The sequence below is a fragment of the Fibrisoma limi BUZ 3 genome (assembly GCF_000296815.2).
GTDB lineage: Bacteria > Bacteroidota > Bacteroidia > Cytophagales > Spirosomataceae > Fibrisoma > Fibrisoma limi.
The window spans coordinates 325475-343884 of record NZ_CAIT01000005.1 but is presented as its reverse complement, the minus strand read 5'-3'; the positions used below and the strand labels follow the sequence as shown (position 1 = coordinate 343884).

At 54.3% G+C, this 18410-nt stretch carries 14 protein-coding genes; 10 read left to right on the top strand and 4 right to left on the bottom strand.

Features of this window, described 5'->3' with window-relative positions; translation table 11 throughout:
- Positions 1 to 146: 146 nt before the first annotated feature.
- The 5 genes from BN8_RS06360 to BN8_RS06340 all read left to right on the top strand — a co-directional run bounded on the left by BN8_RS06360 (position 147) and on the right by BN8_RS06340 (position 7154).
- The gene (locus BN8_RS06360) at positions 147 to 2732 is read left to right on the top strand and encodes a cellulase family glycosylhydrolase (protein ID WP_009280989.1); all 2586 of its coding nucleotides are present in this window, start codon (positions 147 to 149) and stop codon (positions 2730 to 2732) included.
- A 147-nt stretch (positions 2733 to 2879) separates the two neighbouring features.
- Complete coding sequence (locus BN8_RS06355; protein WP_009280988.1) at positions 2880 to 3194, top strand: hypothetical protein; 315 nt, start codon at positions 2880 to 2882, stop codon at positions 3192 to 3194.
- Positions 3195 to 3507: 313 nt separating this feature from the next.
- On the top strand, positions 3508 to 4515 hold the full coding sequence (locus tag BN8_RS06350) for an SDR family oxidoreductase (protein ID WP_009280987.1): 1008 nt from the start codon (positions 3508 to 3510) through the stop codon (positions 4513 to 4515).
- A 205-nt stretch (positions 4516 to 4720) separates the two neighbouring features.
- Positions 4721 to 6256 (top strand): FAD/NAD(P)-binding protein, encoded by a 1536-nt coding sequence (locus tag BN8_RS06345; RefSeq protein WP_009280986.1) that lies wholly within the window; start codon positions 4721 to 4723, stop codon positions 6254 to 6256.
- Positions 6228 to 7154, top strand: coding sequence for an AEC family transporter (locus BN8_RS06340; RefSeq protein WP_009280985.1), 927 nt, complete (start codon positions 6228 to 6230; stop codon positions 7152 to 7154). Before BN8_RS06345 ends, BN8_RS06340 begins: the two co-directional genes overlap by 29 nt.
- Positions 7155 to 7165: 11 nt before the next feature.
- On the opposite strand, the gene BN8_RS06335 is transcribed toward BN8_RS06340, so the two are convergent.
- Positions 7166 to 7555: a putative toxin-antitoxin system toxin component, PIN family gene (locus BN8_RS06335; RefSeq protein WP_229367827.1), complete on the bottom strand. Its 390-nt coding sequence runs from the start codon at positions 7553 to 7555 to the stop codon at positions 7166 to 7168.
- 31 nt (positions 7556 to 7586) lie between these two features.
- Positions 7587 to 7784: a DUF8507 family protein gene (locus BN8_RS34010; protein WP_040005497.1), complete on the bottom strand. Its 198-nt coding sequence runs from the start codon at positions 7782 to 7784 to the stop codon at positions 7587 to 7589.
- A 156-nt stretch (positions 7785 to 7940) separates the two neighbouring features.
- Here BN8_RS34010 and mnmA point away from each other — a divergent pair, with 156 nt between their 5' ends.
- The 4 genes from mnmA (at position 7941) to BN8_RS06310 (ending at position 13763) form a co-directional block, all read left to right on the top strand.
- Positions 7941 to 9113, top strand: coding sequence for a tRNA 2-thiouridine(34) synthase MnmA (gene mnmA, locus BN8_RS06325; protein WP_040005496.1), 1173 nt, complete (start codon positions 7941 to 7943; stop codon positions 9111 to 9113).
- A 111-nt stretch (positions 9114 to 9224) separates the two neighbouring features.
- Positions 9225 to 9911 (top strand): 3-keto-disaccharide hydrolase, encoded by a 687-nt coding sequence (locus tag BN8_RS06320; RefSeq protein ID WP_040005571.1) that lies wholly within the window; start codon positions 9225 to 9227, stop codon positions 9909 to 9911.
- Between the two features lie 68 nt (positions 9912 to 9979).
- Complete coding sequence (locus tag BN8_RS06315) at positions 9980 to 10222, top strand: hypothetical protein (RefSeq protein WP_009280980.1); 243 nt, start codon at positions 9980 to 9982, stop codon at positions 10220 to 10222.
- Between the two features lie 103 nt (positions 10223 to 10325).
- A complete protein-coding gene (locus BN8_RS06310; protein WP_009280979.1) occupies positions 10326 to 13763 on the top strand; it encodes a DUF7133 domain-containing protein in 3438 nt (1145 codons plus the stop codon).
- Positions 13764 to 13831: 68 nt separating this feature from the next.
- Here the strand turns inward: BN8_RS06310 and BN8_RS06305 are convergent, their stop codons facing one another.
- Positions 13832 to 14359 (bottom strand): GAF domain-containing protein, encoded by a 528-nt coding sequence (locus BN8_RS06305; RefSeq protein WP_009280978.1) that lies wholly within the window; start codon positions 14357 to 14359, stop codon positions 13832 to 13834.
- A gap of 119 nt (positions 14360 to 14478) precedes the next feature.
- Here BN8_RS06305 and BN8_RS06300 point away from each other — a divergent pair, with 119 nt between their 5' ends.
- Positions 14479 to 15147: an HAD family hydrolase gene (locus tag BN8_RS06300; RefSeq protein WP_009280977.1), complete on the top strand. Its 669-nt coding sequence runs from the start codon at positions 14479 to 14481 to the stop codon at positions 15145 to 15147.
- 10 nt (positions 15148 to 15157) lie between these two features.
- Here the strand turns inward: BN8_RS06300 and BN8_RS31550 are convergent, their stop codons facing one another.
- A complete protein-coding gene (locus tag BN8_RS31550; RefSeq protein ID WP_051041004.1) occupies positions 15158 to 18379 on the bottom strand; it encodes a leucine-rich repeat domain-containing protein in 3222 nt (1073 codons plus the stop codon).
- Positions 18380 to 18410: the final 31 nt, after the last annotated feature.

The window sequence follows — 18410 nt, the reverse complement described above, 5'->3', positions numbered from 1 at the left end:
GTATCGTCTTGGTTCCCCCAGGCCGTTGGTAGCCGGGCAGACCGGTTCACGACGTTTTGAAAAATAAAATACAGCAAGGTGTCTGCATTGGAACCGACCCTATACCCCGGTGCCTTATTAATCCATTACAGACACGTTGCTTACCAATGCGATTTTTTGCTCAACAATTTACGCTATGGATGCTGTTTGCGCTGGCAGTCACTGATACCGCAGCCCAGACCAAACGAAATCCCAAAAACCTTGTGTACGTGGATGAAACCGGGGTCATCCGCGACACAAAAAATAACCAGGAAGCGGCTTTCTACGGCGTGAACTACTGCCTGCCGTTTGCGCACGGGTATCGGGCCGTCAAATCCCTTGGCCTTGACCACGAGAAAGCTATTGACCAGGATGTGTATCACTTCGCCCGCATGGGGGTTGATGCCTTTCGGGTACACATGTGGGATACCGAAATCAGTGATTCGCTGGGCAACCTGCTCAACAACGAACACCTACGCCTATTCGACTACCTGCTGGCCCAGCTCAAAAAACGTAACATCAGGATTGTAATTACCCCCATCGCCTACTGGGGCAACGGCTATCCTGAACCCGACGAACGAACGCCTGGCTTTTCGCGGGTATATGGCAAAGGGCAGGCCAATGTCAACGAAAACGCCATCCGGGCGCAGGAAGAATACATCCGGCAGTTGTTCCAGCACGTAAACCCGTACACGAAAACGACCTACGGTGCCGACGAATCCGTCATTGCGGTTGAACTTAACAACGAGCCAAGCCACAACGGTCCTAAACCCAAAGTGACTGAGTACATCAATCGGGTCAATGCCGCTCTTCGGAGCACCGGCTGGGACAAACCCATTTTCTACAACATTGCACAGAATCCGTGGTATGCCGATGCCGTGGCGAAATCGGATGTAAATGGCCACAGTTTTCAGTGGTACCCAACGGGTCTGGTGGCCGGACGCACGCTGGAGGGCAATACGCTCCCGCACGTGGACACGTACCGGATTCCGTTTGATACCATCTCCGCGTTCAAAAACAAAGCCCGGATGGTGTATGAGTTCGATGCGGGCGACGTGTATGCGCCGTTCATGTATCCGGCCATGGCACGTAGTTTTCGGGGCGCCGGTTTTCAGTGGGCTACGCAGTTTGCCTACGACCCAATGGCCTTCGCCTACGCTAACACCGACTACCAGACGCACTACCTGAATCTGGCTTACACGCCGTCGAAAGCCATCAGCATGCTGATAGCCGGGCGGGTCTTCCACGAAACGCCCCGCTTCAAAACCTACGGCACGTACCCACAGGACACGACGTTCGGGCCGTTTCGGGTGAGTTACGCCCGGGCATTGAGCGAAATGAACAGCGAGACGGCGTTTTACCACTCGAATCCAACCCAGAGCAAGCCTGTCAACCCGACCCGACTGCTGCACATTGCCGGTGTGGGTAGCTCACCAATTGTTACGTATCAGGGAAAGGGCGCGTATTTCCTGGACAAAATCGACAATGGTGTCTGGCGGCTTGAAGTCATGCCCGACGCCATTCAGGTGCGGGACCCATTCGAGCGGCCGTCGCTCCGGAAAGAAGTGACCACCATCCGCTACGCCACCTGGCCAATGCGCATCGACCTCCCCGACCTGGGGGCATCGTTTGCCGTGATCGGGCAGAACGAAGGGAATTCGTTTTCGTCGTCGGCCACCAGCGGTCAGTTTTCCGTTCGTCCCGGTACGTACCTGCTGAAAAAAGGCACGGCTAAACTGCCGGTATCCTCACCAAACGCCGTTATCGGCCTGAGCGAGTTTTACGCGCCCCCGGCTCCGACCGACCCCGAACTAGTTCTCGTCCACACGCCCTACGAGGCCGTGTCAGCGCAGAAGCCGTTTGTTCTGTCGGCTACTGTCGTTGGCTTAGAGTCAGCAGATAAAGCCAGCGTTGAGATTCGGTCGGCTACGGGTCCGGGTCGATCACGCATACTGCCCCTCAAGCCCGTCGCTCCCTATCACTACGAAGCGGACGTACCAGCAGAGGTTGTGAAGGCAGGGGTACTGACCTACCGCATCGTTGTACAGCAAGGCCAGCACTACCGAACGTATCCCAATAGCCATAAGGGCAACCCGAACGCCTGGGACTACCTGCCGACCGATAAGTACCAAACGATCGTCACGCCCGAAACCAGTCGTCTGGATCTGTTCGTCAGCCACACCGACCGCAACCGTTTGCTGGTATACAACCCCGATTTCCGGAATAATACGGTCGAGTTCGTTCCTGACGAAAACCCTGGTCAGTTGCTCCTCAAAGCCAGTCTTGCCAAACCCTATCCCAACCGGCCGCTGGGATTTCAGTTCTATTTTGGGGATAAAATCAGCGGTCGGGTAGCCGAACTAGCTGCCTGCACCAGGCTGGTTGTCCGGGGTCGGTCGGATAAAGCAGAGTCGGTGCGGGTCAACATTAGTCTGATCGACCGGGACGGAAACGGGTACGGCACCGTCGTTAGCCTCCCGAGCCAGATGACCCAGGTCGACGTGCCGCTCAGCCGCCTGACTCCGGATGCGATGCTCCTGCTGCCACGACCCTACCCAGACTTTCAGCCCCTTACGTTTCAACCCGCCAAGTCGACTCCGTTTAATGTTACCAACATCGAAAAAGTTGAGATTCGGGTCGGGCAGGACATCAATCCCGAACAGGCCAGCCAGCCCCTCGGCCTTTGGCTCGATTACGTAGGCTTGACGAAGTAAGAGCGCTAAGGCAGGGCTGTCATCGATTAAATTCTTGCCAATCCCCGATCATATTCCCGGCGGACCGCCAATGATTAACAGCACTAAACACAACCCACATCGAATTTGTTTACCCTCAACTATCTCAACGTTTAACCAACTAGAACTATGCCAAGAGGGGACAAATCGGCCTATACCGATAAGCAAAAACGGCAGGCAGAACACATCGAAGAAAGCTACGAAGACCGTGGAGTGTCCGAAGAAGAAGCCGAGCGCCGGGCCTGGGCAACGGTGAACAAAACATCGGGAGGAGGTAACAAAAGCGGTTCAGGCCGTGGACATGCTGAAAACAAAGAGCCGGCTCATAAAGGTGGTAAGAAAGGCGGTGCAGCCTCGGCGTCGCGCACACCGGAAGAGCGTTCTGCATCCGCCAAAAAAGCAGCGGCAACCCGTAAAAAGAACGCAGCCACGGCCGGTCAGTGACCGGAAGTCTCGTACGTCAACCACAACACCCGGCTTTTCTGTCAAGAGCCGGGTGTTTTCTTTTTTAGTGGCGTACTACAAATGCCTGAAACCTATTCCGGCAAGAGTTCGGCAAACCGCAGGCTGCCAATACCAACGCAGAACCAGATGCACAACTGCTGGCACCATACGATACAAAGAAGTGACTGACAATGAATGCATGCTGGCGAATTAAATGAGATGAAAATCTAACCTTAACGTATAACGGTTAGTTAGCCCTTCAACTACAGTTTTTCTGTAGTATTTATCAATTACTCAACGACCGAATACAACTATGAATGAGCACCAGTTAAACAGACGCCAGGTCATCGGCGGCATTGGCAGTGGTTTGGCGGCTACTGTGATGGCAACACCGGTATTTGCTGCCTCGGAAGGACAACGCACAAACGCGGCCGCCCCTACACCGCTTACCGACCCAACGACAAAATACCCCAAACCGCCGTTTAATACGCCCATGCAGCCCTGGCCGGGTCTGGTCAGCAAAATGAATCCGCGTCCGGATCATGGCGAAACCAGCTACAAAGGATCGGGGCGTTTACAGGGCCGCAAAGCCCTGATTACCGGTGGCGACTCGGGAATGGGACGGGCCGCGGCTATTGCCTATGCCCGCGAAGGGGCCGACGTAGCCATCAACTACCTGCCGGAAGAAGAACCCGACGCCAGAGAGGTGATTGACCTGATTAAGAAAGAAGGCCGCAAGGCCATTGCCATTCCCGGCGATATTCGCGACGAAGCCTTCTGCAAGCGGCTGGTCGATCAGGCTGTCAAGGGCCTGGGCGGTCTGGACATACTGGTTAACAACGCAGCCCGGCAACAACAGCGTGAATCGCTGCTGGACCTGACATCCGAGGATTTCGACGCGACGATAAAAACCAATATATACGCGCCGTTCTGGATTACCAAAGCCGCCCTGCCGCACATGCCGCCCGGCTCGACGATCATCAGCACAACCTCCGAGCAGGCATACGACCCTTCAGCGAATTTATTCGACTACGCGCAGACTAAAGCGGCCAATATGAACTTCGTCAAGTCGCTGGCCAAGCAACTCGGACCGAAAGGCATTCGGGTGAATGGCGTCGCACCGGGACCGATCTGGACACCCCTGCAACCGAGCGGTGGCGCTACGCCGGAGAAGCTTAAAAACTTTGGCGGTGATACTCCGCTGGGCCGCCCGGGCCAACCCGTTGAGCTGGCGTCGATCTACGTGCAGTTGGCCGCCAGCGACGGCAGCTATGCCACCGGCCAGGTATACGGAGCTGCCGGAGGTAGTGGTCAGCCTTAATCACTTTCATTCCGATAACTCTGCCTAAAAGCCGCGTTCGGTCTTCGCTGATGCGGCTTTTTGGTGTGAGCTTCGACAACGCCTAACTCGTCTGCCCTTAGTCTGGCCCGGTATTCACTGCTGAAAAACAAAAGATTAAAACCCTCAGTTAGCGTATAGAGATACATCACAAAATCCGTATCTACCACATACCTCAACGTTATTCATGCAAGCTAAAACAATTGCTATCGTTGGCGGGGGCGCCAGCGGAGTAGCGACCTTTATTCACCTCGTCCTGAAATTAGTTGTCGAGCCTTCCCCTGCTCCTATCTCCCTTGTCATCATCGAACCCCGCGACGAGTTTGGCCCCGGACTGGCATACGGAACAGGGCAGAAAGGCCATCTGCTCAATACGTCGGCCGGGTTGATGGGCATCTTTGCCGAGGAACCCCTTCATTTCGTCGACTGGATGCGGGCAAATCGTGATTTCGTTGAGAAGGAGTATCCCGGTACGGAAATTAAGCCGGAAGCGTATCCGCCCCGAAATTTATACGGCCACTACCTCCAGACCATGTTTGACGAGTACGTTGAGGTGGCAAAACGGCATTCCATTGACGTTGAGCTTTGTAACGAAGAGGCCGTTGACGCTGATGTAACGGATGATACGGTAACTCTGACGCTGGCATCGGGTCGGCAGATTCAGGCCGACGTAGCGGTACTGGCTACCGGTACGCCCAAGTCCAATAATTTCAACCACCTCGAACGCTCGCCCAACTACCTGGATTCGCCCTGGCCTGAAGAACGGCTGACCGACACCATTACCGACAAAGCGGCTACCGTCTGCATCCTGGGGGCCAGCCTGACGGCCCTGGACGCGGTAATTACCCTGACGAACAACGGCCATACGGGACCATTGAAGATGTTTTCGCCGGACGGCCTGCTACCCCGCGTCCAGTCGCCCAAAGAAGTTCCGTTTGACCGGCAGATGCTGACGATGGCCAACATCCGAAAGCTGATCCGAGAGAAGAAGCGCCCGCTGCGGACAAAGGATCTGTTCCGTCTGTTTCAGCAGGAAGCGGAACGCGTCATGGGCAGGCAGGACTGGAAGCGGTTTAAGCGGATTGATAAACCACAACTGGATTTGTTGAACGAAGATATTGATCTGGCTCTTAAGGGCGAAAACGTATTTGAAAACATCCTGTATTCAACCCGCTACGACTCGTTCGACATCTGGAAACTGCTGCCCCCCGACCAGAAGCTGCTGTTTCTGAAATGGCTGAAACCCTACAACGATATTAACCGCCACGCCATACCCTTGCGGAATGCCGAACGGCTGCGCGGCTTCATGGAATCCGGGCAGTTGACCGTTACAGCTCATTCCAAAGAAGTGGACTGGCACGCCGAGGAGAACGTGTTTTACGTCACAACCGACGACGGAAAAACCGAACAGGTCGACTACGTGATCAATGCAACCGGCCCGGCCAGCAATATTGAGAAAATGGACGTTCCAATCCTCCAGCAATTGCTTAGCAAGCATCTGATTACTCCATATGAACCGGGCGGTATACGGGCTGATGTCGATACGCTGCAACTCATCGTACCCGATCATCCGGACGCCCCTCTCTATGGTATCGGCCATCTATTGATTGGCGAACTGCTCGACACCAATGCGCTGTGGTTCCTGGTAGCCCGGACTGATCAACTAACCAACGCCATCCTACGACGACTGTCTTATGAACGTATTGCCCAGCCTGCTGACTAACGTACTGCCACTCTACGGTTTCATTATAGCGGGCTACTTCGCCAGTCGTCGATTCGGTCTGGAAAGCAAACCGATCTCTAAAATCCTGCTCTACGTTCTGATTCCACTGGTCATTTTCGACAACATCCTGAAAGCGGAGTTGAGCCAATTGGCCATTGTGGCCGCAATCATTTTCATACTGGCACTGCTGATGAATTTACCCGCTCTGCTGGCCGGTCGCTACGTAGACAGGGACATGAACCAGAACCTGCTGAGTTGTTCCTATTCGTACTTCAACATCGGCTGGTTCGGGATTCCGGTTGTAATGGCCTTGTTTGGAGAAGAAAAGATGCCGCTGATCATCAGCGCGTACATGGGTAACGTACTGTATGGCGACACCATCGGCTTCTATCTGGTGTCGCGCAGCAAGGACCTGCCCATCAGCGATTCGGTGAAGAACGTGTTGAAGATTCCGGCTATCTACGCCTGTATTGCTGCCATCATCGCCAACCTTCAGGGCTTTGAACTACCCGAAAGCATCGAGCCTTTTACCAAAGGAGCTAGTTGGACGCTCTCGGCGCTGGGTATGCTCATCATCGGTATTACGCTGACGGAAGTAGATTTCAAAAAGGTTGACTACGCGAAGTTTGGCAAACTACTGGGCATCCGTTACGTTGTCGCGGCTGTGTTGATGGGCGGATTAGTCCTGGCGGAGTCGCTGATGATCTCGCAACTTGAAGGCGATGAACAGAAGCTGCTGCTGCTGATTGCTTCCTTTCCAATTGCCGCGAACCTGGTTGTATTTGCTACGTTTCTGGAAACTGAAACGGAGAATGCCTCTTTACTGGTATCCCTCTCGTCGTTAGTCTCGCTGGTGCTGGTGCCGGTGGCGTGTTTGCTGCTGTTCAGCCAACAATAGCCGTTGGGCCGTTAGGCGAGCAATTCTTGCTTATACCGGCGTTCAAACTCATCGTACGACAAAACAGATATGGGCGGAAACTCGTCGGTGGCTACTCCAAGCAGATGCCGGTCATTACTGACGATATAATCTGACTGACTGGCAAAATAACAGTCAACAAACTTGTTATCGTCTTTATCATGTTCAACCAGTTGCCAAAGAAACGAAGGATTAGTCAATGTAACGTTTGGTAATAAAAGCAGGTAATCCAGTTGAGCGTCTGTGCGGTCAATACCATACCGAGACACAATCTGTTCATGATATTCGGTCAAGATCTCATTTGATAGAGCCAGCTCAAACTTTTCCTGAATCAAGCACTGATATATCCAATGATATTTATACTGAGGAGCCAGTGAAACCATGAACACATTAGTGTCCAATACCAAGCGCAGTTTATTCATTCAACCAACGCTCGAGATCCTCTTCCTTAATGCCTTTCTCATCTATAGCCTGGCCGATCTTTTTCGTCATTTTGTCGGAAAAGTAAGTTGCCAGCAACTTACGGACAGCTATTAAATCCTCGTCGCTGGGTTGAAAGGAGTACACTTTTAGCAGTTCGAGTTGAAGCGAACTTAATTTTGATCCCTGCATAGCTAGTAGAGCTTTTACCAAATGTAAACAATTTTTCGCCCTGTTTTGGTCACTGGCACTTGATTTACCCGCTTTACCATGAACTATCCTTAATCAAAAATGAGTTCTCCTAGCAAAACATCAAATCGCAGGGCTTTGAACCCTGGCAGATCATCCATGAGCAAACACGGACGAATTCTGGTCGCCATGAGTGGCGGCATCGATTCTTCGCTCGCGGCCGTTATGCTGCACGAAGAAGGCTACGAGGTCATCGGCATGACCATGAAAACCTGGGACTACGCGTCGTCAGGTGGCACTAAAAAAGAAACCGGCTGCTGCAGTCTCGACAGCATCAACGACGCCCGTAACATCGCCGTCAGCCTGGGTTTCCCGCATTACATCCTCGACATCCGCAATGAGTTCGGTGATTATGTCATCGACCACTTCACGGGCGAGTACCTGGAGGGCCGGACGCCCAATCCGTGTGTGCTCTGCAACACCCACATCAAATGGGACGCGCTGCTCCGCCGGGCCGACCGCCTGGACTGTGAGTTCATTGCGACGGGCCACTACGCGAACATCCGGAACGAGAACGGCGGTCCGTCGCACGGCCGGTATGTGATTTCGAAAGGCGTCGACAACCTTAAAGATCAGTCGTACGTGCTATGGGGCGTCTCGCAGGAGAGCCTGAGCCGGACGAAGTTACCGCTGGGTCATCTGCGCAAGTCAGAAATTCGGGAGATGGCGAAAGAACGCGGTTTTATCGAGCTGGTCACCAAATCCGAATCGTATGAAATCTGCTTCGTACCGGACAACGACTACCGGGGTTTCCTGAAACGGCGCGTACCGGGTCTGGAGCAGGAAGTCGCCGGCGGTAATTTCATTCTGGAAGGCAGCGGTAAAGTTGTCGGCAAACACGAAGGCTACCCGTTCTATACCATCGGCCAGCGGAAAGGCCTCGGCATTGCGCTGGGCTATCCGGTGTTCGTGACCGAGATTCGGAAAGACACAAACGAGGTGGTGCTCGGTGTCGATAAAGACCTGTTTCGCGACGGCATGATCGTCAGCCGATTGAATTTGCAGAAATACGACCGCATCGCCGGCCCACTGGAAACCGTGACGAAAGTGCGGTACAAAGACCCGGGCACACCGGCTACAATTCACCAGGCGGGGGATAAAATACAGGTCCTGTTCCATGATGGCGTGTCGGCTATCGCACCGGGCCAGGCGGCCGTGTTTTATGAAGGCGACGACGTAGTGGGTGGCGGCTGGATCATGAAAAGCTTCCGCCGGAGCGATGTTCAATCGGCGATCAGTACCGATGGCGAGGCTCAGTTAGCCACGGCTTGACCAGCAACATCAGCGTACAGATAGCCAGGCATCAGGCGAATGTTTACGGCCGGTGGCAATGAGGAAATTGCCCCGGCCGTTTGCTTTTTATACAAACCGTTTCCTACCTCCATGCAACACCCACTTCGTCTCCTTGGATTGGCTGTACTGCTTGCCACGCAGGCGCTGGCTCAGACCCCACCCAAAGGGCACCCAAATCCCGTTGGAGCCGGCTGGCGACCATTATTCAGCGACGACCTGTCAAATGCCCGCTACCCGAAAGGCGTCTGGAGTTTCGAAGAAGGCGTCCTGACCGCTACGGACGACAAAGCCATCTGGACGGCGCAGCCTTACGAAAATTTTGTGCTGGACCTGCTCTTCAAAACCGCCGATGGTACCAATAGTGGCGTGATTGTCCACGCGAGTGATACGGCGAACTGGATTCCAAATTCGGTCGAGATTCAGATTGCCGACGACTACGCGAAGCAATGGGCCGAATCGCCGGCCAGTTGGCGGTGCGGGGCTTTTTTCGGTCACCAGCCCGCTACCAAAAGCCTCGTAAAAAAACCCGGTGAGTGGAACCGCTATACCATTACGTGTCAGGACAAGGTAATTTACGTTGTCCTGAATAATGAATTAATCAATACCATCGACCTGTCAACGTTTACCTCGGCCAAAACGAATCCCGATGGCTCGGCGGTACCCGAATGGCTCAGTAAACCACCCGCCGAACTGCCCCTGAAAGGCCATATTGGCCTGCAGGGCAAACACGCTGGGGCGCCGATCTATTTCCGCAATATCCGGATCAAAGAATTGTAGCCCGGGCGTCGTAGGTGGCCGGTCTACACGCGAACCCAACCAGCCGCGGCTTTTGTTTTACGTATACCATGCATACAGAACCGATTACCCGACACAGTCGCGCCCTGCCCGAGTTACGTTTTTCGCTTAGTTTACTGTACGTAGGCCGTTTCCTACTGGGTATGCAAACGCCCGCGCCTGCTTTAGACGATGGGCTGGATGCCATCGACGAACGTATTGAAGAACTGACGGACGAACTGGTAGCGACTGAACTGCTCCACGAAGCCGCGGTGCTGGCCGGCGACGTTGACGCGCAGCCTCCATTGAATTGACAGGCCTGGTGCTTCCGGGTACGACCCAGAGTGTATTCGGAAGCACCACGGCTGGTTAGCTGATAACACCTGTGTAAACCCACGCTCTCGATTTTCGTTGCGCATGAAAAAACCAATTACGACGTTACCCTCACTCAAAAAAATTGTCTGGTACTCCTCCCTGGCTGTAGCTCCGTTTGTCATACTGGGCAGCTATCAGGATGACCCCATCGGCAAACGTATCAAACGGATGGCTCCCGAAAAAGCCGCCGAACTCGCCAAATCCATCGAAGCCCTGGTTACACCCGAACTGGCCGAAGGATTAACCCTGAAGATATGGGGCGTCGACTCGCTCGTGGCCGACCCCATCGCCATTGATATCGACGACAAAGGGCGGCTGTTCTACACCCGCACCAACAGGCAGAAAAACTCCGAGTTCGACATTCGTGGCCATCAGGACTGGGAAATCCCCTCGAACCGGCTCCAGACGGTGGAAGACCGACGCGCGTTTCTGCGCAACGTACTGTCGCCGGCCAATAGCAAGAAGAACGAATGGCTGAAGGACCTCAACGGCGACGGCTCGCACGACTGGCGTGACCTGGCCGTCGAGAAAGAGCACATATACCGGCTCGAAGACAGTAACAACGATGGCGTGGCAGATCTATCGCAACTGGTTGTCGAGGATTTTCACGATGAAGTGACCGACGTAGCCGGTGGCGTTCTGGCCGAAGGTAATGATCTGTACGTGGCCGTCGCGCCGGACCTCTGGCGCATGCGTGATAAAAACGGGGATGGCATCGCCGACGAAAAAACATCGCTTTCCCACGGATACGGCATCCACGTTGGCTTCAGCGGCCACGGTATGTCGGGCATCGAAATGGGTCCGGACGGTAAAATCTACTGGCAGATTGGCGACATCGGCTTTAACGGCAAAGGCCCCGACGGCAAAAAATGGGAGCACCCGAACAGTGGCGTCGTGGTTCGGTCCAACCCCGACGGCAGCGATTTCGAAGTCTTTGCCTACGGCGTCCGGAACACCCACGAGTTTGTGTTCGACGAATACGGCAACCTGATCAGCGAAGACAATGACGGCGACCACCCCGGCGAAAAAGAACGACTGGTGTACATCGTCAATGGGTCGGATACGGGCTGGCGTAGTAACTGGCAGTACGGTAAATACCGCGACCCAAACAACAATACCTATAAGGTCTGGATGGACGAAGGGATGTACAAACCCCGTTTCGATGGGCAGGCTGCGTACTTTACCCCAACGCTGGCCAACTTCGTGAGCGGTCCGACGGGTATGCTCTACAACCCCGGTACGGCGCTCAGCCCGAAGTATAAAAACACGTTCTTCATCGGCGAATTTGTTGGTAGCCCGGCCCGTTCGGGTATCCATTCGTTCAAGCTGAAGCCCAAGGGCGCTTCGTTCGAACTGGGTGAACACAAAAAAATTCTGGGTAACGTACTGGCTACCGGCATCGATTTCGGACCGGACGGCGCCATGTACGTAGCCGACTGGATCAACGGCTGGGACACCAAGGAATACGGCCGTATCTGGAAACTCGACGACAAAGACGGGGCGGGTTCAGCCGAACGGTTGCTGACCAAAAAGCTGCTGGCCGACGATTTCACAAAGACCTCGGAAAACCAGTTGGGCGATTACCTGAGAAATCCGGACATGCGGGTTCGGCAGAAAGCGCAGTTCGAACTAGCCAAGCGGGGGGCTAAAGGCGCTACGATCTTTTCGGCAGCGATCAAGCAAACGGACAATCAACTGGCGCGGGTACACGGTATCTGGGGTATCAGTCAGTTGGCCCGTAAGGATAAGCAGTATGCTCCGTTGCTATTGCCGCTGCTCAAGGATTCCGATCCGGAAATTCGGGCGCAGGCGGCTAAATGGCTGGGCGACATTCGCTACAAGGAAGCGGGTCCGGCCCTGATGCCGCTGCTGAAAGACGACAACGCCCGGGCCCGGTTCTTCGCGGCTGAGGCTCTGGGCCGGATTGCCTACGAACCGGCGGTTCAGCCGATTATCGCTATGCTGGAGGCCAACAACGACGAGGACGTGTACCTCCGTCACGCCGGGAGTCTGGCGCTGTCCCGCATCGGAAAAGCGGAACCGGTGGTAGCGCTGGCGAAAAGCCCATCGCGTGCGCTACGGATTGCGGCCGTTGTGGCGCTTCGTCGGATGAGCAATCCGGGCATCGCAGCGTTCCTGGCCGATTCGGATGAATTTGTTGTCACGGAAGCAGCCCGCGGCATCAACGATGACCTGTCTGTCAAAGAAGCTCTTCCAGCTTTGGGCAATCTGCTGGCAACGACCCGCTTTACAAACGAAGCGCTGATCCGGCGGTCTATCAACGCGAACCTTCGGGTTGGTACGCCAGCGGCCATGCAAAACCTGATTACGTACGCCGAAAAAGAAGGCAATCCGGCTGCCATGCGGGCCGAAGCAATGGACGCCCTCAGTACCTGGGCCAAGCCATCAGTACTGGACCGCGTTGATGGTCGCTACCGGGGCGAGGTACAGCGCGACCCGAACGTAGTAAAAGCCAAAGCGGGCGGTATGTACACGAAACTGTTGACAAACTCGGATCTGGCGATTCGCATGAGCGCGGTGAAAGCCATCAGTAAGCTCAGGATCAACGAAGCGGCCAACGGGTTGTTTGACCGGTTGAAAAACGATAGCGACCCGACCATACGGGTGGAAGCCCTGCGTGCGCTGGCTGCTATGAAGAATCCGAACATTGGCAAGGCCATTGAACAGGCACTGTCGGACGGCGAAAAAACCGTCCGGGTAGCCGCCCTCGACCTGGTCGACAAAACGGCTATGGCCAAAGACCGGATGGTGGCCTTGCTTTCCGATGTAATCAACACCCGCACCACGGAAGAGAAACAGGCCGCGCTGGTTACGCTCGGCAAACTGCCGGTGGCCAACACACAGAAGGTATTCGAGCAGTTATTGACGAAAATGGAGAACGGTACGTTGCCTACGGAAGTCGGCCTGGAACTGGAGGAGGCCGTCAACAATACCCGTTCGCCCCAGTTGACCGCCCGCTACAAAGCCATCAGTGCCAAGCTATCGCCCGACGATCTGCTGGCCTCTTATAAGGGTAGTCTTTTCGGGGGCGACGCCAACCAGGGTCGCCGGATTTTCTTCCGCCACCAAACGGCGCAGTGCATTCGCTGCCACGCCTACGACGATCTTGGCGGAAACGCGGGGCCGCGTCTGAATGGCGTTGCCAGCCGACTGTCGCGGGAGCAGTTACTGGAAGCCGTGATTAACCCAAGCGCCCGACTGGCACCTGGCTTTGGAACGGCCACGTTGCAACTGAAAGATGGGAAAACAGTCAGCGGTATTGTCCAGAACGAAACCGCTAAGGAGATCGTCATGAAGGTCGGAGATCAGCCGGACATAACCATCGCGAAAGACCAGATTGCCAAACGGGAAAATGCGCCGTCCAGCATGCCCGACATGAAGTATCTGCTGACGAAACGCGAAATCCGCGACGTCGTGAGCTTCCTGTCAACGCTGAAAGAAGAGAAGGCCGAAAAGTAGTCCAGTTGTTACGTTCCAAATTAAGCAAAACCGCGTCAGGCTAAACAACTACCTGATGCGGTTTTGTTTTATCGGACGTAATGCACAATCACGGGTTGTAAGCGGGACAGGATGGCTTCGATCTGACGTTTTTCCTCGTCTGTCCAGCGTCTTGGCTTGCCGAACACACACGGCTGTAAGATTCCCCATAATTCACCATCCCGCGTAATGTGCGCGTGAATCAGCGCCCGGTGGCCAAACGTTTTGTGCTCAAACTCGCGGTTCAGTACGTCTGGGCCGGCCGTTTCCACATCATCGACATACACGGAAGGTTGCAATGTTATTGCGGCCCGGAACAACGGGTCTTCTTGTGGCAACTCAATTGAATCGGCTTCCTGCCAGTCGGGTTGGATGACGTTCGGTACCGTTTCATCTTTGCGCCAGCAGAAAGCGATACGGCCGCGCTTTTTAGTTGGTTGCCGAACATATAGAAAACAACGGTCGGCATCAAGGGTCTTACCGACTAGCTCAACAACCTGGTTGAGTAGAGTCGCCGGTGGTTGAGCCTGAGCCAATAATTCATCAATTACCTCTGGAAGCGATTTATCAGTAGTCATGCAGGATTAACTCATCATCGGTCGTTCCGTTTCATCAGCGGTCGAATTAATTCGACCGCTGATGAAACGGTTGGCCAACAATACCTTTCTTTGTGGCCGTAACCCATTCGCTTCACGGCATGACCACCGCCCCCTGGGCCGTCCTGTTCGACATGGACGGCGTCCTAATTGACAACACCGAGTTTCACATCAATGCGTGGATTCAGTTTGCGCAACTCCGCAATTTTCCCCTTACCCGGGATTTATACATCGAACATATCAACGGCCGCGTTTCAGCCGACGCCATGGCGTACGTGCTTCAACGTCCCATCCCGGCGGATGAGTTAGCCGCCCTGACCGAAGAAAAAGAGTCAATTTACCGGGAGCTGTATCAACCCCACCTCCAGCCCGCTCCGGGCCTGATGTCTTTTCTGGACGCCCTGAAGGCCCAGGGCGTTCGGACGGCGGTCGGTACGTCGGCACCGGCCAGCAACGTCAGTTTCACGCTCGACGGGCTAAATCTGCGACCCTACTTCGACGCCGTTGTTGATGCCAGCATGGTCAGGCGCGGCAAACCCGATCCCGAGATCTACCTCAAAGCCGCCGAGCGTGTAGGCGTTGAACCAGCCCGGTGCATTGTGTTCGAAGATGCCTTTGCTGGCATCGAAGCCGGTCTTCGGGCGGGCATGCACGTAGTAGCACTGGCCACCACTCACATGCACGAGGAATTGGCAGACACCGGTGCCGCGCTGATTATCGACGACTTTACGGCCCTGACCGTGAATCAACTTCGGCAGTTAATTGACTAACAGCGCTTTCTTATTGGGGTTTGGCCAGTCGTTCTTTGGTAGCCTCCGTCAGTTGCCGCAGGGCAGTTACCTTTTCCGTTGGCAGTTTAGTACGGTTCAGCCAGTTGTCGAACAGATCGAAGCTCCAGCCGTAGATGGGGGCCGTGTGCTTGGCCAGATAGGACGTTAGCTGCTCGGTCACTTTCGGCCCGGCCTGATCACCTTTAAGCACCAGGAGGCAGGATTGAAGATACTCCTTCAACGTAGCAAAACCGCCCTGTAGGCGGTCGGCAGGAATGGCCGCAATGGCACGTTGTGCCCGGTCGTACTGCCCCGTCAGCAGATTCAGTTCAACAACGGTCAACCGTACCGGTGGCTCCGCGTAAGGCAATTTTTCGTAGGCCTGAATCGCCTTTCGGTAGCTCGAATCGGCATCGGCCAGCTTATTTTTCAGGGTGAGGTACCGTCCCCGATCAATCTGGATAATGGCCGTCAGTTGCCCACTCGCCGAAGCGGGCAGCAGCCTAGCGGCCTGGTTGACGCCTGACAGCGCTTCGTCATACTTACCCGTTGCTCCAAGTACGGCAGATTTCCGCTGCCAGAACTGAGCCAGCATCTGGTTGGCAAACGACGAATCAGCCTGCTTTTGCCAGTTCAGATTCGGAGCGTACTTTATCGCCTGATCAAAATCGGCCAGCGCTTCTGCGTACTCCTTGCGGAAGAAATGCATTTCGGCCCGCTGCGCGTAGGGCAACGACACCGTCGTATCAGGCATATAGTCAATGGCTTTTTGCAGATCACTCATAGCCCCTTCCCAATCCCGGCGAGTAGCCTTCTGACTGGCCATCTGCTGATAGGCATTGCTGACCTGCCGATTGGGTTTGGCTATGGCCGACATCGGTAACGTACCGGCTTCCATCAGAGCCACCCGCAACGCATCCAGACTGAAAAAATCACGGTTAAGCAGGTCTGGAAGCCGATTGTCCCGCAGCATAACTCTCCGCAGCCGGGGAGCTTCCAGCAGACCAGTGGGCAATTCAGTGAGCAGGTTGCTTGATACGTTCAGCCCTTCAATTGTTACGTCTTTCCACCCGGCTTCCGGCAGGCGACTTATATTGCAGTTGATAGCCGTCAGCTCGCTCAGGTTTTTCATACGGTTCAGTTTCCGGAACAGGTCATCAACATCCAGTTGAGGCTGGTGCTGAAGCCATATATACCGTAAGTTCGTGCAGTTTACGATGCTGTCGGGTAATTGCTGAATTCCGCCGGTTGCCCCTTCGATGGACTTTTCCTTACCGGTAATAGTCAGGATAGCCAGTTTCGTCATGCCGCCGATGCCGTTCGGTAAGCCTTCCAGGCGGTTCTGAGACAGGTTCAGCATCATTACTTCTTTCCACTGACCAATACTATTCGGCAGGGCAATCAGTTCGTTGTTGAACAACATGATGTTGGTCAGTTTTGACAGCGCACCGATGTTGTCGGGTAAAAGCCGAAGTTTTGTGTTAGAGATTTGTAGGGAACGTAAATTGACCAATTCACAAATGGCCGAGGGCAGTTCCGTAATTGGTACGTCACTGATCGTCAGGAATTGCAATTGACGCAACTCACCCAGATCAGCAGGCAATGCGGTGAAATCATTGGCACCGATGTACAAATTAGTCAGATTTCGCAACCGGGTGAAACTCGTCGGAAATGCCCGTAATCGATTCTTCCCAATCCCAAGACTCTCCAGTGAATCTAACCTAACCAGTGAATTGGGCAACGAAGTCAGTTGGTTATCACCAATCATCAGAATACGTAACTTTTTCAGCTTACCAAGCTCGTCAGGTAAGCGCTCCAACTGATTGTTGAAAAGTAGAAGGAAGCTTAATTTGGTCAGCCGGCCTATGGAAGCCGGCAATTCTCGCAATCTGTTCTGGCCCGCATTTAACGTAGTTAGCTGAGTAAGCTGCCCAATGTCATCCGGTAGTGTCGTGAGTTGATTCTGAGTAACGTCCAATCGATTCAACTCACGCAATTGTCCCAAATTAGGTAATTGACAAAGTTTGTTGCTCGAAACATTCAATTCCTGCAACTTCGTTAGCTGCCCGATGGTAGCGGGCAACGAATCGAGCCCGCACCGGAGCAGCACTAGTTTTCTCAGTTGACGCAAGGAGCCTATCGTAGCGGGCAGCCGGTTCATTAGCCCGTTCTCCACCTGTAGTTCGGTTAGCTGGCTAAGCCGGCCGATACAGTCAGGTAGCTGAACGGATTTACCGCTGGAGCTGACCCACAACGTCCGCAGCCGGGCCAATCCACAGAGACCCGATAAATCAACGGATTGACTGGACCTGATTGTCAACCGTTCGATAGCCGTCAAACCAATCAGTGTGGTTGCATCCACCATCATTGAACCACTTAACTCCAATGACTTAAGTCCTTTGAGGTGGGTAAAGGTCAGCGTATGGCCTGAAAGACTGTTTATCGACAGGCTCTCTAATGCACCGAGTTGATCGATGGCCTGCTGGAACGTAGCGGTATCTATCTGCGCATCCTGTAGAGCGAGATCGGTAAGTCCCTTCAATCCCCTGATGGTCTCGGCATCGACTATCCACCCCTGCCCCGTCACCTTCAACGCCCGCAACTGCTGCAGGGGTGCCAGACTGGGCAGCTTGCGGCTGACCGGCTGCCAGTGATCGACTTCCAGCCGATGGAGCGTTTTCATTCCGGCTAGCACCTGAATAGACGGCTCCCAGTTCAGGCCGTTGCCCCGGATGCGTAAATCGTTCAGTTTTGGAAAACGCTGAATGGTAGAAGGCAGCGTAAAAGATTGTGCTGATTGTGATCGGTTACCATCGGCCTGCGATACGTCAATTGTCAGCCGCTCCAGAACCGGCCACCGGGCAATGGCCGCAAACAACGAATCCGCATAGGGGGCCGTCAAACCGTTCACGGTCAACACCCGTACGTGCGGAAGCCGTGCCAACCGAAGTAGACCACCTTTACGCAGCACGTCGCCCGAGATGACCAGGGCTTCAATTTTAGCCGTGCTGTCGGCTTTTTTGAGAAGGTCGTCAAGATCAAGGTAAGCATTGGGCTGCGGGACGCGATACGTCTGAAAATCAGCCAAAGTCGGTTTATAAGCTGGATACCAGATACGCAGCAGATCCAGTTCCGACATCGGTTTTTGTCCGTATTGAGCCTGTACATTCGTGAAGGCTCCCAACACCAGTCCGAGCACCAACAACCAGCGATTTCGGGTAGTGAGCCACATAATTTTCGTACTTTTGTAGGAGTAGTTTAAA